Genomic DNA, 23128 nt, shown 5'->3' with positions numbered 1-23128 from the left:
TATCGCGCAGAGCGCAAGAGTAGTATGGCACCCAAACATTATGGAGCTCCCTCATGAAAACGCGCGCCGCTGTCGCCTTTGAAGCCAAGAAACCGCTGGAAATTGTCGAACTGGATCTGGAAGGCCCGAAGGCCGGGGAAGTCCTGGTCGAGATCATGGCGACAGGCATTTGCCATACGGACGCCTACACGCTGGACGGGCTGGACAGTGAGGGCATCTTCCCGAGCGTGCTGGGCCATGAGGGCGCAGGCATTGTACGCGAAGTCGGCGCGGGCGTGACGAGTGTGCAGCCGGGCGATCATGTGATCCCGCTCTACACGCCGGAATGCCGCCAGTGCAAAAGCTGTCTTTCCGGCAAGACCAATCTCTGTACCGCGATCCGCGCGACGCAGGGCAAGGGTCTGATGCCCGACGGCACGACGCGCTTCAGCTACAAGGGCCAGCCGATCTATCATTATATGGGCTGCTCGACCTTTTCGAACTTCACCGTCCTGCCGGAAATCGCGGTTGCGAAAATCCGCACCGACGCGCCCTTCGACAAGGCCTGCTATGTTGGTTGCGGTGTGACGACGGGCGTGGGCGCGGTGACCAATACGGCCAAGGTTCAGGTCGGTGACAATGTCGTCGTGTTCGGCCTGGGCGGCATCGGCCTCAACGTGCTGCAGGGCGCGAAGATGGCGGGCGCCGACAAGATCATCGGTGTCGACATCAACAATTCCAAGAAGGAATGGGGCGAGAAATTCGGGATGACGCATTTCGTCAATCCGAAGGAGACCGCTGATGTGGTCGCCCATCTCGTCGAACTGACCGATGGCGGCGCGGACTATTCCTTCGATTGTACCGGCAATACGGATGTGATGCGTCAGGCGCTGGAATGCTGTCATCGCGGCTGGGGCACCTCGATCATTATCGGCGTGGCCGAGGCCGGCAAGGAAATCAGCACACGGCCCTTCCAGCTGGTCACCGGGCGCAACTGGCGCGGCACGGCCTTCGGTGGCGCGAAAGGGCGCACCGACGTGCCCAAGATCGTCGACTGGTACATGAACGGCAAGATCCAGATCGACCCGATGATCACCCACGTCATGAAGCTGGACAAGATCAATGACGCGTTCGACCTGATGCATGCTGGCGAGAGCATTCGGAGCGTGGTGGTTTACGACTAGGGCGGACACGTTCAGAGTGACCGGGGAGGAACTATCCAATGACCATCGTAAAACGCAATCTCGACATCTACCGCACGCGCCTGATCACGCTGCAGAATATTCTTGGCCGGGCCGAGGCGGAGCTGTTTCCGGACGACGCGGCGAAGACAGCCCTGCTGACGGCGCGGCTGGCCGAGGACATGCTGCCTCTGCCGAACCAGCTCTGGTTCACGTGCCGTCAGGCAGAATTACTTCTGGGCAAGCTAAACGACACGCCTGTGAAAGAGTTCGAGGTTGATACGGCGAGCTTCGCGGACCTGAAAGCCCTTGTGGCCGAGACGATTTCCCGGATCGAGGCGCAGACCGACACGAAGGAAAGCTTCGCCGAGGCGAAGACCTCTCTCGAACTGCCAGGCATGCCGACGCTTTCCATGACCGGCCAAGACTATATCGACGAATGGCTGACGCCGAACTTCTATTTCCATCTCGTCACCGCCTACGACATCCTGCGGGCCAAAGGGCTGGCCATCGGCAAAGCAGACTATTTGAGCCATCTGCGTCCGCTGCTGGCGGCGGCTATGGCAAGCTGACGCGGGGGGAGGCCGAAATCCCTCTGGCGCTGTTTCGGCGGCTGAGGCACAAATTCCCCATCCACAAGGAGGAAACACATGTTCAGTCACGTCATGGTCGGCACGAACGATCTGGAAAAATCAAAGAAATTCTACGACGCGCTTTTCAAGTCGCTGGGCGGGCGCGAGGCGATTGTCGATCCGAAGGGGCGACTGATCTATCTCCACAATGGCGGAACATTCCTTGTCACGCCGCCGATTGATGGCGAGCCAGCCTGTCATGCCAATGGCGGCACGATCGGTTTTGCGGTCGACAGCACCGAACAGGCCGATGCCTGGCACAAGGCCGGGATCGAAGCAGGCGGCAAGGCCATCGAAGACCCACCGGGCTGGCGAGAAGGCGGCGGCATGAAGCTCTATCTCGCCTATCTGCGCGATCCGGACGGCAACAAGATCTGCACCATGTTGCGCGGCTAGCGTGGGACGCACGTCAACTTTGGAGGGCGGCGCTGTACGCGTCGCCCTTTTTTGTGCGCGCCAGCCCCCGGAAATTGGCCCCACGGGCTCGACCTTGGCTGCAAAGCGGGTAATGATTTCTCCATGACGGAGTTTACTCACTATACGCTGATTGCGGACGGGCAGGTGTTCGAGCCGAACGCCGATTACGAGACCGAGATCGGTCCGTGCATCATGGGCATGAAGGTCTGGGCGACCGACCCGGAACAGGCCGCGGACATGATTTCTGTCATCGGCAAGCGGCTTGGCTTCAAGATGGACGGCGAGTTGCAGGTCTATGTGACCGAGCCGGACGTGCCAGCGGAAGACCAGCCCTTCGGATACGATGTTCAGTTCACGACCTATTCGGACCTTGACGATGACGAGGAGGATGGGATCGAGGGCGAAGAGCCAAAATGGATTCACTGAGGGGAAGGCGGACATGATGAGAATTTTGGGGGTGAGCGCAGCGGCCATGCTGTTGAGTGGCTGCGTCGCTATGGATGTTCAGGACATTCAGGTGAACACCTCACCCGAAGTTTCCCATTTTCCCGGCGTCACCAAAGCGGGAACGGATCTGCCCTTTTCCAAGGCCGTGCGCGTGGGCGACGTAATCTATCTTTCCGGCGAACTGGGCATTGATCCGGCAACGAATGAACTCGCGTCCGGAGGCGTAGGCCCTGAAACCAGCATGATCTTTGCGAATATCGAACGGACCCTTGCCGAGTTCGATGCCGACCTTTCTGATGTGGTAAAATGTTCAGTTTTCTTGGGCGACATGGCGGCTTATGGCGCAATGAACGCGGCTTATGACGCAGCGCTGCCGGGCCCCAAACCGGCGCGGTCGACCTTTGGTGTCAATGGTCTGGCTCTTGGGGCAGAGGTCGAGATCGAGTGTCTCGCCGTCACGCCCTGACCCAATCAGGCGAGTGCGAGGCGATAGTCTGCGCGCGCAAGCCGGGCCGGCAGGATGAACTCTTTTAGCGCGCTGCCGCGAACACGTTCCAGCAGATCATCGGCGCGGGCGAGGGCGTCGCCGTCAAGCGCCGAATAGGCGTCGAGCGCTGCCTGCAAACGCCACAGCGGGAAGGTGCGCGCAGCGGCTGGACCTTGCGTATCCTCAATGTCGATCTCGATCTGGCCGACCGCGCGCGGCACATGTGTGCCGGGGGAAGCGGTCTCGGCCCAGTTGGCGAAGAGTTGCGCGGTCTGGTGCAGGGCCGGGAATTGCTCGCGCATCTGGCGGGCGAGGATGGGCACCAGCGTGACGGGGATTTCGTCATTGGCGGGCAGGTCGCCCTGAGGTGGGGAGCCTGCCTTCACGCGCTCGACCCAGTCGGCGACCTTGGGCGCATAGCGCCTCATCAGATCACCCGAAGCCGGGTCCCGATAGAGATGCGCATAGAGCGGGCCGTACAGGGCGAAATCGGCCAGCGTGGCGCGGCCGCCCAGCGCATAGGGATGCACTTCCAGATGCGCGGAGAATTCGCGGAGGAAAGCCTCATAGCTCTGCTCGATCGCCGGTGCAGTGGTCGGCGAGACACCCAGCGGGGGCAGGGCGCCCTTGAAGCGTTCGCCATTGCGCTTGCCGATCTCGTATTGCTCCGGCGCCGGGCGGTCCGGGGCCGAGATTGCCCCGAATTCCTGATAGGCCCAGTCTTCATTATAGTTCCAGCGATAGTGCATGGCGGGAATGACCAGCCACTCATCGGCATAGAGTTGCAGCAGCTGGGCGACAAAGGCCTGCACCGGGCCGTCCGGGATCGCAGGCGGGGAGAGGCCTTCGGCGGCTTCGATGTGTTCGATGATGTCGGTCGTGTCCTGGACAATCTCGCCGTCCGGCGTCTTCATCACCGGGATCACGGGCCAGCCGACCGAGGGCAGGATGATGTCGCGATAAACCTGTAGGGTTGCCAGCTCCTCGACATAGTCCACGCCGCGCCAGTCGAGATAGGCGCGCGCCTTGCCCGTGTAATAACTGACGTCGGCGCCGTACAATGTATAGCCGGGCATAGATCCTCCGAAGGCTTTGGTGGGCTGGGCCCTGTTTTGGGCTAGCGGGGCGAGGCTGGCAAGGCTGACCTCGGGCGACCATGTGCGCGGCGGGGCCTTGTCCTGCAGGCTCAACCGGGCCACATCAGTGAGGTTACTTTCACTCGAATGGACAGGACCTCAGCACATGACCCTCACCCAGGTATCCGCATGGCAATCCTTTGGCGGCACGTTGTCCGTGCATGATCATGAGAGCGCGTTGCAGAACTGTACGATGCGGTTTGCGGTCTATACGCCGTCGCAGGCCGATCCGGAGAAAGTGCCGGTGCTGTGGTATCTCTCCGGCCTGACCTGCAGCTGGGCGAATGTGATGGAGAAATCCGGACTGCAGCGGGCAGCCTCCCGGCACGGCATCATGATTATTGCGCCGGATACGAGCCCGCGTGGCGACGATGTGCCGGATGATGAGGCTTATGATCTGGGTCAGGGCGCGGGCTTCTATCTGACGGCCACGCAAGAGCCGTGGGCGAAGCACTACAAGATGGATCAGTACATCACGGATGAGCTGACCAAGGTGATCGCAGAACACTTTCCTTATGCCGACATGGACCGGCAGGGCATCTTCGGTCATTCCATGGGCGGTCATGGCGCGATCACGCTGCACCTGAAGCATCCGAAAATATACAAATCCTGTTCGGCGTTCAGCCCGATCACAAGCCCGGCGCAGGTTCCTTGGGGCCAGAAGGCCTTCACCGCCTATCTCGGCGAACCTTCCGTGGCATGGGAGCAGTATGATGCGACCGAACTCGTCAAGGAGCGCCAGACCAAGGCGACGATCCTCGTGGATACCGGCACGGCCGACACATTTCTGGAGCGCGAACTGAAGCCGGAAATCTTCACCGACGCCTGCGCAAAGCATGGCCAGCGGCTGGATTACAATATGCGCGATGGCTACGGCCACGATTACTATTTCATCGCGACCTATATGGACGAGCATATTGCCCATCATGCGCGAGCGCTGGGGGCTTAGGCGCTGCAGAGCGTCTCTGGCTAAACGTGTTCAGCTTCCAGAAAAGTGATCAGGTCATCCAGATCTTCCCGAACCAGGAGGCTGGATATTTCGCTGTCGCCACCAAACTCCAGCCACGTGCCGGCTTCGTCATGGGGCCGCAGCATGCGTACATGCTCGATATTCACGACGCGCACCTTGTTATTGTTTTTCTGATGCAGGACCAGGAATTCAGCCATGGGATTTCGCGCTCCGGATTGTAGAGCCTGCGTGTAACACCAGATCGAGTATCTGCAAGGGATGCCATATGTCGGATGCCATATGTCCAAACGCGCGGGATTAGACTGCCTTGGTATGGCGCCGCGGCGCGGGCTTGTAGCGACCATCAAGACATTGGGCGACCGTGCGCAGGAAAAGGCGTGCGTCTGGTGGTACTTGGATAGTGCTGCCGGCGATCCGGCACAGGCCTGCGGACTGGAGAAAGCGGGCGGTTTCAAGCGCGTCGGCGAGGCTGTCGGGGGCAGCGCCCATTTCGCGGCAGAGCCCGTCCACGTCCACTTCCATCTGGCACATCAGCGTCTCGATGGCGCGGGCGCGCAGGCGGTCATCCTCAGTCAGCGCGACACCACGCTCGACCGGTAGGCGACCCGCTTCAATCGCTGCGCGCCATGCTGTCCGCTCCTTGAAGTTCTGGATGTAACCGCCCGAAAACTGGGAGATTGCCGTGCTGCCTATGCCGACCAGCGTATCGCATGGATCGTCCGTATAACCCTGGAAATTGCGGTGAAGCGCGCCCGTGCGGGCGGCTTGAGTGAGCGAGTCGTCGGCGCGAGCGAAATGATCAAGGCCAATGGCCTGGTAGCCTGCCAGTTCCAGCGTGCGCGCGCCTGCCTCGGCCTGTTCAAAGCGCGCTTCAAGGCCGGGAAGGGCATCTTCGTCGATAGCGGCCTGGTGTTTGGCGAACCATGGCACATGCGCGTAGCCGAACAGCGAGATGCGGGCGGCGCCCATCTCGGCGGCGAAATGCGCGGCTTCCTCGACATCCGTGACCGTTTGGTGGGGCAAGCCATACATGAGGTCCATATTGATCGCACCGATCCCTGCTTCATGCAGTCGGGCGATGCCCTCGCTGAGGAGGACTTTCGGCTGAATGCGGCCCACGGCTTGCTGAACGGTGGCGGAGAGCGTCTGGACGCCGAAGCTGACGCGATTGACGCCGGAGGCCGCCATGGCGTGGATGAAATCCGGGGTCAGGCCACGCGGGTCTATCTCGACCGCGATCTCGGCGCCGGGACGCAGGCCAAAGGCGCGGCTTGCATGCGCGACAAGGTCCTTGAAGTCTTCGGCTGAAAGCGCATTGGGAGAGCCGCCCCCAAAATGCAGGTGCGCCATCCCGTCATGGGCCCCCAGCGCCCTGGCCCAGAGGTCGATTTCGCGATGCAATATCTCCAGATAAGCAGCAATGCGCGTGTAACCATTCGGCACGCTGGTCGCGCATCCGCAATAGAAGCAAAGCTTCTCGCAGAACGGCACGTGGATATAGACCGAGATCGGTTTGTCCGACGCAGTCTGGCTGGCCCAGATCCCGGCCTCCGTCTCCGCCACCTGCGGCGTGAAATCCGCCGCCGTGGGATAGCTTGTATAGCGCGGGACGGGGCGCGACGCGAAAGGAATCCATGCCTGTTTCATGGCGATGGTCCTAGCAATGGTGGGCGGCCCGGTGACTACGCAAAAGCCCTTATATCAAATGCGGCTCGACGTCGCTGGCGCCACCGCCTAGGGTCAGCGGCACTTAGAGGAGATGTCCATGATACGATCAATCCTTTCCGCTACCGCGGCTTTGCTGCTGGTTGCGCCTGCGCTGGCGGGTCCTGATGATTTCAAACCCGGTATGGCGATCCCTGCTTTCGGGAAAGTGGCGAGTGTGCCGGATGCCGAGCGGCTGTCCAAGGACGCCGTCTTCAAGATCGCATTCGACACGGCGGCACCTGCTGAGCCGGGCAAGGTGAACCGGACATTGGAAAGCGCAGCGCGTTTCCTGAACATGCACGAGGCGGTCGGTATCCCTGCTGCCAACATCAAGCTGGCGGTGGTTGTGCATGGCGGAGCCTCGGCGGACCTTGTGGCAGGAGCAGGTAACGCGAATGCGCCCTTGGTGGCCGCGCTCGCAAAGCACCGTGTCCGTATTATTCTGTGTGGCCAGACTGCAGCCTATCGCGACATCGAGAAATCAGATTTGCTGCCGGGTGTCGAAATCGCACTTTCGGCGATGACCGCGCACGCGAAATTGCAACAGGATGGCTATACGCTGAACCCGTTCTGACGGCTCAGTCCATCGCCTCGGCTTTCAGCCAGATGCCTTCGCGTTCGCCCACGCGCCGCTCGACCAGCAGGCGGGCGACCTGATGGTCATCCTCGAAGACGTTCCCTGTCAAACTGTCGAGCAGGGCCTTGGCGAGATTGTCGAGGTCCATCCAGGGCGCATCGCCTGTGTATTCCATCATGATGTGAACGGAATAATCCCCATAGCCGGGCCGCAGGGGCGGGAACTCCTTGCGAAAGAATTCCTTGAGCAGGGTCTTGTAATATTTCGCCTGCGTCGTCAGGCCGTGACAGCGCACTTCGAGCGCGCCCTCATCCGTGATGCGCGCGCGCACCTTTCCGGCGGAAACCCATTCGGCAAGGCTCATCCCCGCATCCGATGACGTGACTGCATGCGCGCCTCGACCGCTTCCTTCGAGGCCTTCAGGCCGAGACCCGTTTGTTCGCGCAGCAGTTTGATGGCAAGGATTTTCTTGCGGTCGTCGGTTGCCCGGTCGATCTCGGCCCACTTGGCCTTGGTGACCTTCGACAGGGCTTCTTCGATCTGGGCCTCGGTCATGAGGGGTGGCGAGAAGGAATTAAGTCCGATCCCGCGCACGAGAAAACCGAGCGCGAAGGCCAGCGCGGCGACAAGCAGCGTCGCCGGTTGTGACAGTGCCTGGGCGAGAGCGTTCATGGGCAGTCCTGGCGTCTTCCGGAAATGTATCTCGGTCCGGCCCCGTTGGGCCCCGCGAACCCGCAATCTAGGCGAGGCCGTCAGGACCGCGCAAGACACGAATGGGGGAGAAGGTGGCGCCTGTTGAAGGTCGCCGGGTTCAAAGCTCGGATGCGACCACGCCGCCGGCGATGCCAAGTCCGAACAGTCCGAACAGTGCCATGGACGCTGTAACCACCCAATTGTGGGTGCGATACAGCACAGCCTCTTCGGGGCTGGTGGGGTTCACCCATGCATATATCTGGCGCTGCTCTGCCTGCAATTGGTCGAACCGCCGTTTCAGCTTGCGATGTGCCTTGGCGTCCGAGGAGCGCCGTGACCCGAGATCGACCCGATGGCCGGTATAGGCCTTGCCGTCATACTCGTAGCGGTAGGTCACCTGCGTTTCGTACAATGTCAGCGCGCGTCGCACCTTTGCGCGGATTCCGGACCGGGCCACGCTATCCCGTCCCGTACGAATTTCACTGCTTTCGATCAGGGCTGGTGCCCTTTCCCAGTTGCTGGAGCCGAGATAGCGATAGGTGTTCAGACCGGCCTTTCCGATGAAGAGAAGACCGACGCCGAGCATGACCAGGCTAAAACCGAGAGCTGCAATCGTTTTCATGGCGGCTGACTAGACCACAGGCCTTAATTCCACGTTGCCATGGCCAGATAGGCCGAATGTCGCCTTGCAGCGGCGCATGGCCGTGCTACACCGCGCCGGTTCTCAGGTTTTCTACAGGGCCATCCGGCGCCAAGGGTGTCCTGTCCAACTTATTCTCGAAGGAGCTTGCACTCATGACGACGCGCACCGAAACCGACACGATGGGCCCCATCGAGGTCTCCGATGACGCCTATTGGGGCGCGCAGGCTCAGCGCAGCCTCGGAAACTTCAAGATTGGCTGGGAAAAACAGCCAGAGCCGATCATCCGTGCCCTTGGCATCGTCAAGAAGGCCGCCGCTGAAGCCAATATGGACCTCGGCAAGATGGATCCCGAACTGGGCAAAGTGATCGTGCAGGCCGCCGAAGAAGTCATTGAAGGCAAGCTGAACGATCATTTCCCCCTCGTCGTCTGGCAGACCGGGTCGGGCACGCAGTCCAACATGAATTCGAACGAAGTGATCTCGAACCGCGCCATCGAGATTCTGGGGGGCGAAAAGGGCTCAAAGAAGCCGGTTCACCCGAACGACCATGTGAACATGTCCCAGTCGTCGAACGACACGTTCCCGACGGCGATGCACATCGCGTGCGTTGAGGAAGTCGTTCATCGCCTGGTGCCGGCGCTTCAGGTTCTGCACAATGCGCTCGATTCCAAAGCCAAGGAATGGGCCGACATTATCAAGATCGGCCGCACGCACACGCAAGACGCAACGCCCGTCACGCTCGGCCAGGAATTTTCCGGTTACGCGCAGCAGCTGGCCAATGGCATCGAGCGCATCGAACTGACGCTGCCAAAGCTGATGGAACTCGCGCAAGGCGGCACGGCCGTCGGCACGGGCCTCGCCTCGCCGGTCGGATTTGCAGAAAAAGTTGCCGAGAAGATCGCTGGCATTACCGGCCTGAAATTCACGACCGCACCGAACAAGTTCGAAGCGCTGGCCGCGCATGACGCGATGGTGTTCACGCATGGGGCGATCACCACCGTGGCCATGTCCTGCTTCAAGATCGCCAATGATATCCGTTTCCTTGGGTCCGGCCCGCGTTCCGGCCTTGGCGAATTGGCCTTGCCGGAAAACGAGCCGGGCAGTTCGATCATGCCGGGCAAGGTCAACCCGACCCAGTGCGAAGCGCTGACCCAGGTGTGCGCGCACATTCATGGCAACAATGCCGCCATCGGCTTTGCCGACAGCCAAGGCCATTTCGAGCTGAACGTGTTCAACCCGATGATGGCCTACAACTTCCTCCAGTCGGTGCGCCTGCTTGCCGATGCGGCGGTGAGCTTCACGGAGAATTGCGTTGTCGGAATCGAGCCACGGCTCGAGAATATCCAGCGCGGCCTCGAGAATTCCCTCATGTTGGTGACGCCGCTGAAGGAAAAGTATGGCTACGACCGCGCTGCCAAGATCGCCAAGACGGCCCACAAGAACGGGACGACGCTTCGCGAGGAAGCGATCAAGGACGGCATTCCCGGCGAAGATTTCGACAATATCGTCGATCCGTCCAAGATGATCTCGCCTGGCTGATATGCTATGAGCGGGCATGCTGGATTTTGATCCCGAGACGTTTGGCGCGCTCAATGCGGATGATTATGACGCCCTCCATGATCCGGGGACGACGGAGGAGTCTGTCGCCCTGATTGCGGAGCTGGCTGGCAAGGGCCGCATTCTTGAGTTGGCAATCGGCACAGGCCGCATGGCCCTGCCACTGGCAAAGCGCGGCTTTGCCATATCCGGCATCGAAGGCTCCGCCGCCATGGTGGAGAAGCTGCGCGAAAAGCCGGGCGGGGCAGACATTCCGGTCGTCATCGGCGATATGGCCGACTGTGCCATAGACGGCGATTTCGAGTTTGCTTTCCTCGTCTTCAACACGCTGTTCAACCTGACCAGTCAGGACGCTCAGGTGCGCTGTTTCCGCCATGTTGCTGACAGGCTGGTACCCGGCGGTGGGTTTCTGGTGGAAACCTTTGTGCCGGATTTTTCCGGGTATCACGACAATCAGAGCATGCGCACGACGCAGATTGGCTTCAAGTCCCTTTGGTTTGAAGCGAAGATGCATGATCCAACCCGGCAAGTGATCCAATTCCAGCGCGTGCGTATCACCGAGGGCGGTACAAAACTTGTGCCGCTGGTCATGCGTTATGCCTGGCCGCAGGAAATGGACCTGATGGCAGAGTTGGGCGGCCTGATGCTGGAACACCGCTGGGGCGGATGGAAGCGAGAGCCTTTCACCCCCGAAAGCAGGATGCACGTTTCATTGTACAGGAAACCGGCAGACTGAAGTCTCCCGGCCAGTTTCTTCACGCCTGCGGTTGCGCCGCAGGGGGAAGATCGCCATACGGCGGCAAACATCTTCCTGCCCTCAGATCGAAGAGTGTCATCCCGTGGTAAAATCGACTTTTGCAGCCTTCGCAGATCGCCTTGGCGCCCAGGGCCTGTCGCAGGCCAGCTTCACCCAGTTCACGCCGAACCGGATCAAGATCGAATTGCTGTCCGGCCTGACAGTCGCCTTGGCGCTCGTGCCGGAGGCCGTGGCTTTCGCTTTCGTGGCGGGCGTGCACCCGCTGGTCGGACTGTATGCGGCCTTCATCGTGGGCCTCGTGACAGCGGTGATTGGCGGGCGTCCCGGCATGATATCCGGCGCGACCGGCGCGCTGGCGGTTGTTATGGTTTCGCTCGTCGCGCAGCATGGCGTTGAGTACCTGTTCGCGACTGTTGTGCTGATGGGTATCCTCCAGCTGGTGGCGGGCATTTTCCGGTTCGGGAAGTTCATCCGCCTCGTACCGCATCCGGTGATGCTCGGCTTCGTGAACGGCCTCGCCATCGTGATCTTCATGGCGCAGCTGACCCAGTTCCAGGTGCCGGGCACGGCTGAAGTGTCGGCGCACGGCATGTCCGGCGGGGAATGGATGAGCGGCTGGCCGCTCGCGGTCATGCTGGCGCTGGTTGGCCTGACCATGGCGATCATCTGGCTGTTGCCGAAATTCACCAAAATCATTCCTGCGCCACTGGCCGGGATCGGCATTGTCGCTGCCGTGGTGATCGGGTTCGGCCTGGACGTGCCGCGCGTGGGTGATCTCGCCTCCATTCAGGGCGGCCTGCCGAGTTTCCATATGCCGAGCGTGCCGCTGACATTTGAGACGTTCAAGATCATCCTGCCTTACGCGGTCATTCTCGCAGCTATCGGCCTCATCGAGAGCCTGCTGACGCTCAATCTTGTCGGGGAGATCACCGGCAAGCGAGGCGGAGCGAGCCAGGAGTGCGTGGCGCAGGGCACCGCAAACCTGATCACAGGCTTCTTTGGCGGCATGGGCGGCTGCGCCATGATCGGCCAGTCGATGATCAATGTGAAATCCGGCGGACGTACGCGCCTCGCAGGCATCGCCGCCGCACTGTTCCTGCTGGCCTTCATTCTCGTTGGTTCTGGCCTCATCGAACAGATCCCGTTGGCCGCGCTGGTCGGCGTCATGTTCATGGTCGTGATCGGCACATTCGCATGGAACAGCCTGCGCATCATGACGCGGATCCCGCTGCTGGACGCCGCCGTGATCGTACTGGTGACCATCGTCACCGTCTTCTATGACCTGGCGACGGCTGTGGTCGTTGGAGTGATCGTCTCGGCGCTCGCCTATGCGTGGAACAATGCTCGCCGCATCCACGTCATCGAGCGTGACAGCGTGCGCACACCGGGCGCGCATGTCTACGAGATCGAAGGCCCGCTTTTCTTCGGATCGACCGATGGTTTTGCCGAACTGTTCCATCCCGAAACCGACCCAGATGTGGTGATCGTGGATTTCATGCGCTCGCGTGTTGTGGACCAGTCCGCATTGCAAGCGATCGAAGACCTTGCGCGTCGTTATGAGGCCCTCGGAAAGACCCTGCAGCTGCGCCATCTTTCGCGTGATTGCCACAAGTTGCTCAGCAAGGCCGGGCAACTAATGGTCGATTCCGATGATGATCCCGAATACGCGATTGCGGTGGATTATTCGGTCAAGACAGGTGCCTTCAGCGGAGCGCACTGACGCGCGCCTGCGACGTAATCTCCTTGCCTCGGATCGGCAGTTCCGCCACTAGGAACGCCAATCAGAAACTTGGAGGAACAGGCGCATGGATATGGATTTCAGCAATTTGTTTTCGGTGGCCGGCAAGACCGTCGTGATTACGGGCGGCTCGCGCGGCATTGGCGAAATGATCGCGGCAGGCTTTCTGGCAAATGGCGCGAAGGTGATCATTTCCTCGCGCAAGGCGGATGCCTGTGAGGAAACGGTCGAGCGTCTGAAAGCAAAATATGGTGGCGAAATCTATGCCATTCCGTCCGATGTGGGCCAGATGGTCGGCATCGAACACCTCGCCAACACGCTCGCCGAGCGGGAAGAAAAGGTCGACGTTCTGGTCAACAATGCCGGTGTGGCATGGGGTGCTAAGCTGGAAGACTTCCCGGAGCATGGCTGGGACAAGGTGATGGACGTCAATGTGAAGGGGCTCTTCTTCCTGACCCAGAAGCTGATGCCGCTGCTGCGCAAGGCGGCGAGCGCGGACTCTCCGGCCCGCGTGATCAACATCGCCTCCATCGACGGCATGCACACCTCACCGATGAGCGGCTTTGCCTATGGCACGTCCAAAGCGGCCGTCATCCATCTGACGCGCTTCATGGGCGCGCATCTGGCCGGTGAGCATATTCTCTGCAACGGCATCGCGCCGGGCCCATTCCCGACCTATATGCTATCCACCGGCGTCGGCTTCAAAGGCGAAACCGAAGGCGTCGACTGGCAGAAGATTGGCGACCAGAATCCGTCTGGCCGGGTGGGCCAGCCCTCCGACATTGCCGGCCTCGCCATGTTCCTGTCATCCAAGGCCTCCAATTATATCACCGGGCACACCGTCCCGTGCGATGGCGGCATTGTCTCGTCCAGCTAGAGCTGCGGGAACCAGAGAAACGTCGACGCTCCGAAAATGCCGATCGCGGTGAAGACGGTGGCCGCTGCGACAAGCAGACTGGCTGCCGCCTTTGCGGCGGCGGAGCGACTCCGGCGGGCGGCACAATAGAGTTCAAGCACGGCCAGCGGAATCAGGTAGCTGCCATAGGTGATGATGATGTCGGCAGGTCCGCTCATCGTGCTGTTCATCCAGCGAGGGGACTGGTTGATCATTATCCAGCCCATCAGGCCGACCCGAACGAACCAGACGCCATTGGCAACCATGAACAGGCGCATGGCCCAGCGTTGATGGTCGGCGAGTCGGCGCGCCAACGCAAAGCGGATTGTGTAAACGGCGCAAACCAGGATCAGCACGGCGTTCAGCGACACGCTGGCGGCTCCCACAAGAGACAGGTATGTGTCGCGCCCCCACGTGAGCCAGAGCCCCCCCAGTGCAAGGGTGCAAGCCAGCACCAAAAAGATGCGGCCAGACCATCTGTGCAGGGTTGGGAGCCGCCGCCGCAGAGCCGGAATGAGCTGTATGAGGCCCGTCAGCGTCATTGCGGCCGCCAGCAAGACGTGACTTGCAAACATCAGATTGCCCGCATCGTCTCCCGGAACATGGCCTTTGATGAGTTGCTTGTCGTTCCACCTTGCAAAGTTTCCCGTGGCTGTGCGGGTGCCATAATGAGCAATGATAAAGGCGATGAAGGCCAGTTGGCCGACCGCAGCAATGCAAAACCACGCTATGCCTGTGCGGCTCAGGAGCTTGTTCCATTTTCCAAGATTTTGTGAAGTGGGTGCCACGCGCAATCCTTCCATGTTTCAAACAGGGAAGGTGTGGTCAGGATCGCCGACAACGTCTTGCCGATTTGGAAATCGGCGAGGATTTCCGCAGAAAACCGTCGATATTGCTCCGGTAAGCTTCTAAGCTTGCCCCCGTTGCTGGCCAACTGGAAGAGATGCTTATGAAGATCGCCCAAATACGCATTGAGAACGATGGCATGTTCAGGCACGGCCTGCCATTTGGTCCAGTTGCTCCGCTTACACTGTATTGGGCGGCGTTTGCGCTTTCGGTATGTGCTTTCATTGCCGAGTATTTCGTCGGCGGCATTGTCCCCCAGCTCGGTGTTGTGCTGGTGCTCATCGGTTTCGTGCCTTGCGGTATGGCCTGGCTTTTGTCGCGCGAATTGTTCCGGCAGGAAACCGAGCGAAAAGCCTGGCCGCTCGTCGTGGTCGTGACGCTCTATTTGACCTGCCTGATCAGTTATGTGGTCCCGGAAGGGCATGCGGGCAGACTGGTCGGAATGGTGGCCAGCATGAAGGGGCTGATTGGGTCAGCCATGCTGCTCATGACTTTCGTGGAGGCCATTGATGGCTTGAAGGCCTCATCTGCGGAGCGACGGTTCCGCTTATGCTTTGCGGGTGGTTATGCCGCGATCGTCTTTGTTTCCCTCATGAACGACCAGCGCGGACTCGATGTTTGGCAGGAAGAGTTCAGGATTGTCGCCGCCACGCTCGCATTGGTCGGTGCAAGCGCGGCAGTGCTCTATCGAAGGCAAAATCCTCTTGCGCAGACCAAGCGGCCAAAGTCAGCGGCAGGACATCCGGCGCTTGCCTTGCGACTAGAGCGTCTGATCGAGACTGATCACGTGTTTCTGGAACCCCAGATAAAAGTCGCCGATGTAGCCGAACGTTTGCGCGAACCGGAATACAAGATCAGCCAATGCATCGTATCCGACCTTGGCTTCGCCAATTTCAACCAGATGATCAATTCCTACCGTATAGCCGAGGCGAAGCGCAGGCTTGCCCGTCCTGATCTTGAGGGTCAGCCTATCCTGTCCATCGCGATGGATTGCGGATTTGGCTCGCTCGGCCCATTCAACAGGTCATTCAAGGCGATGACGGGTCTGACGCCGAGCGCGTATCGCCGGCAGGCGGCGATGCAGTGAGGGCTGGCGATTGGCGCGGTGAAGACTAGACTGCGCGACACAGAATCACTTCCCGCCAAGAAAGGCCGTCTCCATGGCAAACGCTCCCGTCGGATCCAAATCCAACCCGTCCCAGTTCGATATCCTGGACAAGCTGGCCGAGGACGAGCCGTACTTCGTGATCCGAGCGCATGATCCGCTATCTTCGGCGCTGGTCGAGCTGCACGCCTATATCGGCGCAGGCCAGTCCGGCGCGGCCCACAACAAGCTGGCCGAGATCATGGCGATGACGGCCGCCAAGGCCCCGCGCCCGGCCTCCAGCCCGAAATATCGCGAAACCTTCGCCATCTCGCTGGCCATGGAACAGTGGCGCGAGACGCATTCCGGCGATTAAGGGATTTGCCGGTTTGCAGATTGCGCCCGTCACGCTGGAGAACCGTTTCGTACGGCTCGTGCCGTTTGACATTGACGCGCATGCCGAAGCGTTACGGGACATGGCTGAGCGGTCCGGCCAGCGGCTGGCGACGTGGCCGTATTTCAATCCGCCGGGCGACTGGATTTCGGTTTGGGTAAAAGCGATCCGGAAACGTGCGGAGGCTGGCACACTGGTGCCGTTTGCCGTTCTGACGCCGGAGGGTCGCTTCGCTGGGATGAGCGCCTATCTCAACCCGGATGCAGTGTCGGAGAATGTCGAGATCGGCATGACGATTTATGCGCCTGAATTTCAGGGTGGCGCGACAAATCCCGCTTGCAAGCATTTGCTGCTCGGCCATGCCTTTGGTCAGGGAGCAATCCGCGTCTGTTTCAATGTGGATGAACGCAATGCCCGGTCTCGTGCAGCAGTGACCAAGCTGGGCGGCGTGCAGGAAGGCGTCCTGCGCGATAATCGCGTCCTGCCGGATGGTTTTGTCCGCACCACTGTGGTGTTCTCGATCCTCGCCCGCGAATGGCCCGGCGTGAAAGAGGGCCTGGAGGCGCGGCTGGCGCGTTTCGAGAGGAAGGACTGATGGCCGAACCGATCAATCTCAACAAATTTCGAAAAGCGAAAGCCAAGGCCGAGAAAGACAAGTTGGCCAAGGAAAACCGCGCGAAATTCGGACGCACCAAGTCCGATCGATCCCTGGAGCAAGCGCGCGCGGACAAAGCGCGCCGGGAGACCGAAGCCCATCGCCGGGACGATGATCCCGAAGGCCATGGTTAATCAGGTCTTACCAACCGGCCTCTGACTTGCAGAGTGTCTTCCGACTTTGTTTCAAAGCGGGAGGACACGCCAATGGGTCGCATTCTGGGAAAATTCGTGGTGGCCGGTATCGCATTTGCGGCCGGGATCACTTGGGGCATCGTGGCTGACGCGGCTGAAGCCGGTATTCCGATCCGCACGCTGCTTGGTTTTTAGTCTTCCGTTCAGCTAGCCGGTTCTTCCGGATACAGGATCGAATTGATCAGGGCGTCATCCATGCGGCGGCCTGAAACGCGCTCCAGTGCGCTGAAGATCGGCTTGGCCTGTTTGTCTTCCAGCAGGGGGATTGACTGGGCCAATTCGGCGGCGCGGGCATAACGCAACTGGGCCGTGGCCATGTCGCCGCGCGCCTCCGCACATGCGCCCAGATTATGAAGAATGGCAGGGGCGTGGGTCCATTCGCGTCCCAATTCGTCCCACTGTGCGCAGGCCCCCATGAAATTGCCATTCTTGGTGGCCTTCACGGCTGCGGCGAAGCGAGGGTCGTTCTGGGCTTCTGGGGTCAGGCCGTCCGTCATGATTTCGGCGCGCATGGTCTGGTAGTAAGGCGCGATATCATTGCGGAACCGGCGAACGGCTTCCACGGTCGCATCTCGCACCATGCCAATCGGGGCATTGTAGGGATCGTAGCTGGACTGTTGAGGGTCGCGCCAAACGCCGAGGTCATGGCCGCGATCTTCATATTCGGCCACGTCGACGCATGTTTCCCGATTTGCCCCGCCCAGCTGTTGCTGGCTGAAGACCAGCCGGTTGGTGCGATAGTCCACCAGATTGGCGGTGACAACGACTTCGACGGTTTCTTCGCGACATTCCGTTTCAACGATGGCGCGGTGTTCGCAATCGAACAGGCCGTCATATTCAACGCATCGCTTTTCGCGTTCAAAGCGCGTTTCGGCATCCCAGGACTCTATGTCGACCCGGCCCTCATAAATTCCGGCCGGATCGCCGGACGGCAAGGTGAACCAGTAGGATCCATCCAGCGTAACCTGTTCGATCATGTCGGCGAACTCGGCTTCGGCGACATTCCCGGCTGGCCCGCGGAACTGGCCCACGGCGACATCGCGATATTCTGCGGCCTGAGGAAAGCCAGGCGCCATGCGCGCCTCATAGTCATATCCGGGCGTGGCACAGGCAGCGGCCAAAGCGGGCAGGAAGAATAACAGGGCGTGTCTCATGTGGAGAGCCTTCAACAGTTTCAAGTCAGTAGCGTTGAGAGATACTGAACAGACACTGAACCATGCAATGGCTGTCTTTGCGTAGGGGAAAATCTTGACCTTGGGGGAGGGTGCCGCCACCTGTCTCGCAACATTGATGGAGCCCTAAATGACAAGTTCACTGTTCACCCCCTTCAAGATGAAGTCCCTCGACTTGCCTAACCGCATCGTGATGGCCCCGATGACGCGGTCGAAGTCGCCGAACGGCGTGCCGGGCAATGATGTTGCAGACTATTATGCGCGTCGCGCCGAAAACGAGGTTGGCCTGATCCTGACCGAAGGCACCACAATCCGCCGTGGTGGGGCATCGAACGACCCGAACGTTCCGAACTTCCATGAGCCGGACTCCCTGGCTGGTTGGAAAAATGTGGTTGAGAAGGTCCACGCCAAGGGTGGCAAGATCGCGCCCCAGATCTGGCATATGGGCATGGTGCGCAAGGAAGGCAGTGGCCCCAATCCGGACGCGCCGACCGACAGCCCTTCGGGCATGACGCATACCGGTAAAGCTGTGATTGAGGCACCGACATCAGCTGAAGTCGACGACATGGTGCTCGCATATGCTGACGCCGCCGCTGAAGCGGAAAAGCTCGGTTTTGACTGTGTCGAAGTGCATGGCGCGCATGGCTACCTGATCGACCAGTTCTTCTGGGATGTCATGAACAAGCGCGATGACAAGTTCGGCGGCACATCGCTGGTCGACCGCGCCAGCTTTGCCTCTGATATCCTGAAGGAAATTCGCAAGCGTGTCTCTCCGGATTTCCCGATCATCCTGCGCTACTCGCAGTGGAAACAACAACAATATGATGCGCGCCTGGCTACGACGCCGGAAGACCTCGAAGCTTTCCTGAAAGTGTTCGTCGATGGCGGCGTGGACGTATTGCACGCGTCCCAGCGCCGCTACTGGGAACCCGAATTCCCTGAGGTCGATGGCGAAAACGGTCTGAACGGTGCAGGTTGGGCCAAGAAGCTGACTGGCCTGCCCACCATTACCGTCGGGTCGGTTGGCCTGTCAGGCGATTTCATCAAGGCTTTCCAGGGTGAGGGTTCGGGGACACGGTCGCTCGATGACCTCGAAGAGCGCTTGTCGCGCGGTGAGTTTGACCTTGTTGCGGTTGGGCGCGCGCTGCTTCAGGATCCGGCATGGGCCCGCAAGGTGCATGAAGGTCGCCTTGATGAGTTGAACGATTATGATGCAGCGAGTTTGGCAACGCTATCTTAGGTCGATTTAGACTTGCATCCGATCGTCAGGAATGGTTTTGGTTAATTCAGCTGGGCCGAAGGTGGCTATTCCGCCAAGGTCCAGTTGGATGGTGGGGACAGTTTAGGCCATCCCGATACAATTTGACGATGAAGGCGTGTGGGGGACCCGTACATCACACGCACTTTGTCCGCGCTTCGACGCCACCTGCGCGATAGCCGTCTTGTTCGGATGATCTATTCCCCCTTCTGACGCGGGCCAAGCCCGTATCAAAGTGAGATGCCTTCACACCAGCATCTCGCTCGACCCTGCAAGGCCGCGTCCCGCACACCTGACGCGTCCCTGCAGGGTTTTTTTGTGGTCAGTTCGGGTCAGGCGGTGTTGTAGGACTCGGCCAGCCATGCCCTGACTTCAGAGTCGACATCTTCGGCAGATACGAGCCGAACCTTGTGCGTGCACATACTGCCCGGCTTTTCTGCCGCTAAACGATCAGATCAAGTGGTCTTGTCGCTATTGTCGAAGGATTTGGCAGGCGTGCATCGGGCCTCGTCATTGTCTTGCCCGGACATCTGCCTGTCCTTTATGCCGAGCAAGCTGGCCTGGAACTCCTTCAACAGGTCCGCATCCTGTTCAGTAGGATTCTCCAGCTCCTGCAGTGCAGCCACGCGTTCTTCGAGCCACATGGTTGCTTTGGCAGTTCCATCACCGACCACGGGGTTGCATGCAGTAGGATTGGACGGCGCATCTGCCTGTGCGGGCAATAGAGAAGACGCGATGGCAGCGGCTATCAGAAAGACGGGCTTCTTCATCCTCAAGGGTTCCAAATTCAATTTTTGGGAGCATGACATGGCACTGGCATATTCACAATATTCGTGTGTGCCGCAAACCCTGCCCAACGGGGCATTCGGTGCTATATGTTCGCTATGAGTTCTAATCCGAATCGCCTGTCCATTTCCCAAATGGCCGCCGCCAAACCGCCCGCTGCCAAGAGCGAGGCGGAGTATCTGGACGGCCTGAACCCGGAGCAGCGCGAGGCCGTGCTGACGACCGAAGGCCCTCTGCTGGTGCTTGCCGGTGCCGGCACGGGCAAAACGCGCGTGCTGACCACGCGTCTCGCACACATCATCGGCACGCGGCTGGCCTGGCCGTCGCAGACGCTGACCGTGACCTTCACCAACAAGGCCGCCCGGGAAATGCGCGAGCGGGCGCTGAACATGCTGGGCGAGGCGGGCGAGGGCCTGCGCTGGCTTGGCACGTTCCACTCGATCAGCGCGCAGATTCTGCGCAAACATGCCGAACTGGCAGGGCTTAAATCGACTTTCACCATCATCGACACCGATGATCAGGTGCGCCTGTGCAAACAGATCATTCAGGCCGAGAACATTGATCCGAAACGCTGGACGCCGCGCTATCTCGCCAGCCTGATTGATGGCTGGAAGAACCGGGCGCTGACGCCGGACAAGGTGCCGCCGGAAGAGGCTCACCAGTTCGCTGACGGCAAGGGCATCACCTGTTACCAGATTTATCAGGCGCGGCTGAAAGTGCTGAATGCGTGCGACTTTGGCGATTTGCTGATCCACAACATCACGATCTTCCAGAAAAACCCTGATTTGTTGAAGGAATATCACGACAAGTTCCGTTATGTTCTGGTCGACGAATATCAGGATACGAACGTTGCGCAGTATCTCTGGCTGCGCCTTCTGGCACAGGGCTCGCAGAATATATGCTGTGTCGGTGATGATGATCAGTCAATCTATGGTTGGCGCGGGGCGGAAGTCGACAACATCCTCCGCTTCGAGAAGGATTTCCCCGGCGCGCATGTGATCCGGCTGGAAAAGAACTACCGTTCGACCAAGCATATCCTTGCCGCTGCTTCCTCGGTGATCAGTCACAACAAGAGCCGTCTCGGCAAAACGCTCTATGTCGGCGACGACAATGCAATTGATGATATTGACGCCTCCAAGGTGAAGGTGCGCGGCCTGTGGGATGGCGAGGCCGAGAGCCGCCTGATTGCGGACGATATCGAGAGCTGGGTGTCGAAGGGTGGCAGCCATGAGGATTGCGCCGTTCTGGTGCGCGCCTCGTGGCAGATGCGGGCCTTCGAGGAACGCTTCATCATGCTGGGCATACCGTACCGCGTGATCGGGGGCCCGCGCTTCTTCGAGCGCGCCGAGATACGCGATGCGCTGGCCTATTTGCGGCTTGTACGGTCGCCGGATGATGATCTTGCGTTCGAGCGGGTCGTGAACCAGCCGAAGCGCGGCGTGGGAAATACATCGCTCGCCAAGCTGCAATCCTATGCGCGCGAGGATGGCCGAAGCCTGTTCGTGCTGACGCCAATGGTGCTGCAGACTGACGAGATCAAGGGCGGCGCGAAGCGCGGGCTGAACCAGTTCATCGACCAGATCAATCTCTGGCGAGACAAATTGGCCAATGGCATGCCGCATACGGAACTTGCCGAAACGATTCTCGAAGAGTCCGGCTATACTGACATGCTTCAGAAGGATCGCAGCCCGCAGGCGCAGACACGGCTCGACAACCTGAAGGAACTGGTCCGGGCGATGAGCGAGTTCGACTCACTGGCCGGCTTCCTGGAACATATCGAACTGGTCATGGACGCTTCGACCGGCGGGGCCGGGGAAGACCAGGTGCAGATCCTGACCCTGCACGGCGCCAAAGGGCTGGAATGGCCCGTCGTCTTCTTGCCCGGATGGGAAGAGGAAGTCTTCCCATCCCGCCGCAGCCTGGATGAAAGCGGCATGAAGGGGCTCGAGGAAGAGCGTCGGCTGGCCTATGTCGGCATCACGCGCGCGCGTCAGCACGCCTATATTTCCTTTGTGGCGAACCGCCAGATCTATGGCCGCTGGCAGAGCGTACTGCCTAGCCGCTTTGTTGATGAGTTGCCGCATGATCATGTCGAGGCGATTTCAGAGACGGGCTTTTCCGGCATGCCCGGTGGCGAGAGTGGATTCAGCGGATCGGTCGAAGACCTTGGCGAACGTTCGAATTACAAGAGCCCGGGCTGGCAGCGCCTGAAGGAAAATGCGGGCCGGTTCGACACGCGTCCGCCGCGAGACAGTACGACCCTGTCGGCCACTTCAGGCGGACCGGCAACTTTCAAGGTCGGCACACGTATCTTCCATGACAAGTTCGGCTATGGCCGGGTGGCTCATACGGAAGGCAACAAGCTGACCGTGGATTTCGAAAAGTCCGGACGGAAGAAAGTGATCGCCACATTCGTGCAACCCGTTTGATGGTTGACCGCGCGTTCCATTCCGAATTGGATGGGTAAGGCAAAGCGGTGAGGCGATCATGGCCGGTTATCTTGAGAAGCGGCTCTATGAGGGCGAGGTCCTGCGCTATCGCGGCCAGTTCCATTGGCTCGAATATGCCAAGGCATGGGCGATGCTGATTATCTTTGGCATCATCATCTTCGGGATTTTCTATTTTATCGCCCAGATGATCCGGTTGAACACGACCGAGTTTGTAGTGACAGATCGCCGGGTTGTGAAGAAAACCGGGCTCTGGTCAGCCAATGTCGAGGAGATCACGCTCGACTCCATAGAGGGCAGTTCCCTCAACCAAGGCATCTTGGGGCGGATATTTGGCTTCGGAAAACTGTCGGTCCATGGGCGTGGTGAAACCCACATCAATTTCCCCAACATGGCCCATCCCCAGAGGTTTCGGGCTGAAGCGGAAAAATCCAAGCAGACAGCGCTTGCGCCGGGCGGGCCTCTGGTCGGCTGATC

The 23128-nt window shown here is 60.0% G+C and carries 29 protein-coding genes; 19 read left to right on the top strand and 10 right to left on the bottom strand.

Features of this window, described 5'->3' with window-relative positions; genetic code table 11:
- The first annotated feature begins 53 nt into the window (after positions 1 to 53).
- The 5 genes from B2344_RS09400 to B2344_RS09380 all read left to right on the top strand — a co-directional run bounded on the left by B2344_RS09400 (position 54) and on the right by B2344_RS09380 (position 3122).
- On the top strand, positions 54 to 1163 hold the full coding sequence (locus tag B2344_RS09400) for an S-(hydroxymethyl)glutathione dehydrogenase/class III alcohol dehydrogenase (RefSeq protein WP_290485073.1): 1110 nt from the start codon (positions 54 to 56) through the stop codon (positions 1161 to 1163).
- Between the two features lie 38 nt (positions 1164 to 1201).
- Positions 1202 to 1732 (top strand): DUF1993 domain-containing protein, encoded by a 531-nt coding sequence (locus B2344_RS09395; protein ID WP_290485072.1) that lies wholly within the window; start codon positions 1202 to 1204, stop codon positions 1730 to 1732.
- 78 nt (positions 1733 to 1810) lie between these two features.
- Positions 1811 to 2188 carry a VOC family protein gene (locus B2344_RS09390; protein WP_206991202.1) on the top strand — a complete coding sequence of 126 codons (378 nt, stop codon included), beginning with the start codon at positions 1811 to 1813 and terminating at the stop codon, positions 2186 to 2188.
- A gap of 123 nt (positions 2189 to 2311) precedes the next feature.
- Positions 2312 to 2635 carry a hypothetical protein gene (locus tag B2344_RS09385; RefSeq protein ID WP_051607429.1) on the top strand — a complete coding sequence of 108 codons (324 nt, stop codon included), beginning with the start codon at positions 2312 to 2314 and terminating at the stop codon, positions 2633 to 2635.
- 13 nt (positions 2636 to 2648) lie between these two features.
- Positions 2649 to 3122 carry a RidA family protein gene (locus B2344_RS09380; RefSeq protein ID WP_290485071.1) on the top strand — a complete coding sequence of 158 codons (474 nt, stop codon included), beginning with the start codon at positions 2649 to 2651 and terminating at the stop codon, positions 3120 to 3122.
- A 5-nt stretch (positions 3123 to 3127) separates the two neighbouring features.
- On the opposite strand, the gene B2344_RS09375 is transcribed toward B2344_RS09380, so the two are convergent.
- Complete coding sequence (locus tag B2344_RS09375; RefSeq protein ID WP_290485070.1) at positions 3128 to 4219, bottom strand: glutathione S-transferase family protein; 1092 nt, start codon at positions 4217 to 4219, stop codon at positions 3128 to 3130.
- 166 nt (positions 4220 to 4385) lie between these two features.
- On the opposite strand from B2344_RS09375, the gene fghA reads away from it, so the two are divergent.
- On the top strand, positions 4386 to 5228 hold the full coding sequence (fghA, locus tag B2344_RS09370; RefSeq protein ID WP_290485069.1) for an S-formylglutathione hydrolase: 843 nt from the start codon (positions 4386 to 4388) through the stop codon (positions 5226 to 5228).
- 20 nt (positions 5229 to 5248) lie between these two features.
- Here fghA and B2344_RS09365 read toward each other — a convergent pair whose 3' ends face one another.
- Both B2344_RS09365 and hemN read right to left on the bottom strand, forming a co-directional pair.
- Positions 5249 to 5446, bottom strand: coding sequence for a hypothetical protein (locus B2344_RS09365; RefSeq protein WP_290485068.1), 198 nt, complete (start codon positions 5444 to 5446; stop codon positions 5249 to 5251).
- A 100-nt stretch (positions 5447 to 5546) separates the two neighbouring features.
- Positions 5547 to 6896 (bottom strand): oxygen-independent coproporphyrinogen III oxidase, encoded by a 1350-nt coding sequence (hemN, locus tag B2344_RS09360; protein ID WP_290485067.1) that lies wholly within the window; start codon positions 6894 to 6896, stop codon positions 5547 to 5549.
- Between the two features lie 118 nt (positions 6897 to 7014).
- On the opposite strand from hemN, the gene B2344_RS09355 reads away from it, so the two are divergent.
- Positions 7015 to 7530 (top strand): DsrE family protein, encoded by a 516-nt coding sequence (locus tag B2344_RS09355; protein WP_206991196.1) that lies wholly within the window; start codon positions 7015 to 7017, stop codon positions 7528 to 7530.
- A gap of 4 nt (positions 7531 to 7534) precedes the next feature.
- On the opposite strand, the gene B2344_RS09350 is transcribed toward B2344_RS09355, so the two are convergent.
- The 3 genes from B2344_RS09350 to B2344_RS09340 form a co-directional block, all read right to left on the bottom strand.
- Entirely contained in the window at positions 7535 to 7897 is a 363-nt protein-coding gene (locus B2344_RS09350) for a RusA family crossover junction endodeoxyribonuclease (protein ID WP_206991195.1), read from the bottom strand.
- The gene (locus B2344_RS09345) at positions 7894 to 8205 is read right to left on the bottom strand and encodes a hypothetical protein (RefSeq protein ID WP_206991194.1); all 312 of its coding nucleotides are present in this window, start codon (positions 8203 to 8205) and stop codon (positions 7894 to 7896) included. Before B2344_RS09345 ends, B2344_RS09350 begins: the two co-directional genes overlap by 4 nt.
- Before the next feature lie 139 nt (positions 8206 to 8344).
- Positions 8345 to 8848 (bottom strand): DUF3592 domain-containing protein, encoded by a 504-nt coding sequence (locus B2344_RS09340; RefSeq protein ID WP_290483266.1) that lies wholly within the window; start codon positions 8846 to 8848, stop codon positions 8345 to 8347.
- A gap of 173 nt (positions 8849 to 9021) precedes the next feature.
- On the opposite strand from B2344_RS09340, the gene fumC reads away from it, so the two are divergent.
- The 4 genes from fumC to B2344_RS09320 all read left to right on the top strand — a co-directional run bounded on the left by fumC (position 9022) and on the right by B2344_RS09320 (position 13797).
- Positions 9022 to 10407 (top strand): class II fumarate hydratase, encoded by a 1386-nt coding sequence (gene fumC / locus B2344_RS09335; RefSeq protein ID WP_290483265.1) that lies wholly within the window; start codon positions 9022 to 9024, stop codon positions 10405 to 10407.
- Positions 10408 to 10423: 16 nt separating this feature from the next.
- Complete coding sequence (locus tag B2344_RS09330; RefSeq protein WP_290485066.1) at positions 10424 to 11161, top strand: class I SAM-dependent methyltransferase; 738 nt, start codon at positions 10424 to 10426, stop codon at positions 11159 to 11161.
- Between the two features lie 154 nt (positions 11162 to 11315).
- Entirely contained in the window at positions 11316 to 12902 is a 1587-nt protein-coding gene (locus B2344_RS09325; protein WP_349679563.1) for a SulP family inorganic anion transporter, read from the top strand.
- A gap of 91 nt (positions 12903 to 12993) precedes the next feature.
- Positions 12994 to 13797 carry an SDR family oxidoreductase gene (locus tag B2344_RS09320; protein WP_034811827.1) on the top strand — a complete coding sequence of 268 codons (804 nt, stop codon included), beginning with the start codon at positions 12994 to 12996 and terminating at the stop codon, positions 13795 to 13797.
- Here the strand turns inward: B2344_RS09320 and B2344_RS09315 are convergent.
- A complete protein-coding gene (locus tag B2344_RS09315) occupies positions 13794 to 14618 on the bottom strand; it encodes a DUF2306 domain-containing protein (RefSeq protein ID WP_290485065.1) in 825 nt (274 codons plus the stop codon). The two genes, B2344_RS09320 and B2344_RS09315, sit on opposite strands and share 4 nt — an antisense overlap.
- 140 nt (positions 14619 to 14758) lie before the next feature.
- Here B2344_RS09315 and B2344_RS09310 point away from each other — a divergent pair, with 140 nt between their 5' ends.
- The 5 genes from B2344_RS09310 to B2344_RS09290 all read left to right on the top strand — a co-directional run bounded on the left by B2344_RS09310 (position 14759) and on the right by B2344_RS09290 (position 17123).
- Positions 14759 to 15748 (top strand): helix-turn-helix domain-containing protein, encoded by a 990-nt coding sequence (locus B2344_RS09310; protein ID WP_290485064.1) that lies wholly within the window; start codon positions 14759 to 14761, stop codon positions 15746 to 15748.
- A 73-nt stretch (positions 15749 to 15821) separates the two neighbouring features.
- Positions 15822 to 16121 (top strand): aspartate decarboxylase, encoded by a 300-nt coding sequence (locus tag B2344_RS09305; protein WP_206991186.1) that lies wholly within the window; start codon positions 15822 to 15824, stop codon positions 16119 to 16121.
- A 13-nt stretch (positions 16122 to 16134) separates the two neighbouring features.
- A complete protein-coding gene (locus B2344_RS09300) occupies positions 16135 to 16734 on the top strand; it encodes a GNAT family N-acetyltransferase (protein WP_290483260.1) in 600 nt (199 codons plus the stop codon).
- Positions 16734 to 16928, top strand: coding sequence for a DUF4169 family protein (locus tag B2344_RS09295; protein WP_290485063.1), 195 nt, complete (start codon positions 16734 to 16736; stop codon positions 16926 to 16928). The genes B2344_RS09300 and B2344_RS09295 overlap by 1 nt, the downstream gene beginning before the upstream one ends.
- Before the next feature lie 72 nt (positions 16929 to 17000).
- Positions 17001 to 17123 carry a hypothetical protein gene (locus tag B2344_RS09290; RefSeq protein ID WP_256434933.1) on the top strand — a complete coding sequence of 41 codons (123 nt, stop codon included), beginning with the start codon at positions 17001 to 17003 and terminating at the stop codon, positions 17121 to 17123.
- 8 nt (positions 17124 to 17131) lie between these two features.
- Here the strand turns inward: B2344_RS09290 and B2344_RS09285 are convergent, their stop codons facing one another.
- Positions 17132 to 18142: a hypothetical protein gene (locus B2344_RS09285; RefSeq protein ID WP_290483259.1), complete on the bottom strand. Its 1011-nt coding sequence runs from the start codon at positions 18140 to 18142 to the stop codon at positions 17132 to 17134.
- Positions 18143 to 18290: 148 nt separating this feature from the next.
- Here B2344_RS09285 and B2344_RS09280 point away from each other — a divergent pair, with 148 nt between their 5' ends.
- The gene (locus B2344_RS09280; protein WP_034810833.1) at positions 18291 to 19400 is read left to right on the top strand and encodes an NADH:flavin oxidoreductase; all 1110 of its coding nucleotides are present in this window, start codon (positions 18291 to 18293) and stop codon (positions 19398 to 19400) included.
- 350 nt (positions 19401 to 19750) lie between these two features.
- On the opposite strand, the gene B2344_RS16020 is transcribed toward B2344_RS09280, so the two are convergent.
- Together B2344_RS16020 and B2344_RS09275 are read right to left on the bottom strand one after the other, a co-directional pair.
- A complete protein-coding gene (locus B2344_RS16020; protein WP_414651733.1) occupies positions 19751 to 19840 on the bottom strand; it encodes a hypothetical protein in 90 nt (29 codons plus the stop codon).
- A 33-nt stretch (positions 19841 to 19873) separates the two neighbouring features.
- On the bottom strand, positions 19874 to 20188 hold the full coding sequence (locus tag B2344_RS09275) for a hypothetical protein (RefSeq protein WP_290483258.1): 315 nt from the start codon (positions 20186 to 20188) through the stop codon (positions 19874 to 19876).
- A gap of 105 nt (positions 20189 to 20293) precedes the next feature.
- On the opposite strand from B2344_RS09275, the gene B2344_RS09270 reads away from it, so the two are divergent.
- Positions 20294 to 22633 carry an ATP-dependent helicase gene (locus tag B2344_RS09270; RefSeq protein ID WP_349679787.1) on the top strand — a complete coding sequence of 780 codons (2340 nt, stop codon included), beginning with the start codon at positions 20294 to 20296 and terminating at the stop codon, positions 22631 to 22633.
- Between the two features lie 58 nt (positions 22634 to 22691).
- Positions 22692 to 23126: a PH domain-containing protein gene (locus B2344_RS09265; protein ID WP_051607433.1), complete on the top strand. Its 435-nt coding sequence runs from the start codon at positions 22692 to 22694 to the stop codon at positions 23124 to 23126.
- Positions 23127 to 23128: the final 2 nt, after the last annotated feature.

Source organism: Hyphomonas sp. UBA3195 (genome assembly GCF_002366485.1).
Classification (GTDB): domain Bacteria; phylum Pseudomonadota; class Alphaproteobacteria; order Caulobacterales; family Hyphomonadaceae; genus Hyphomonas.
Note: the sequence above shows the minus strand (reverse complement) of the source record. Positions and strands in the feature narration are given on the sequence as shown.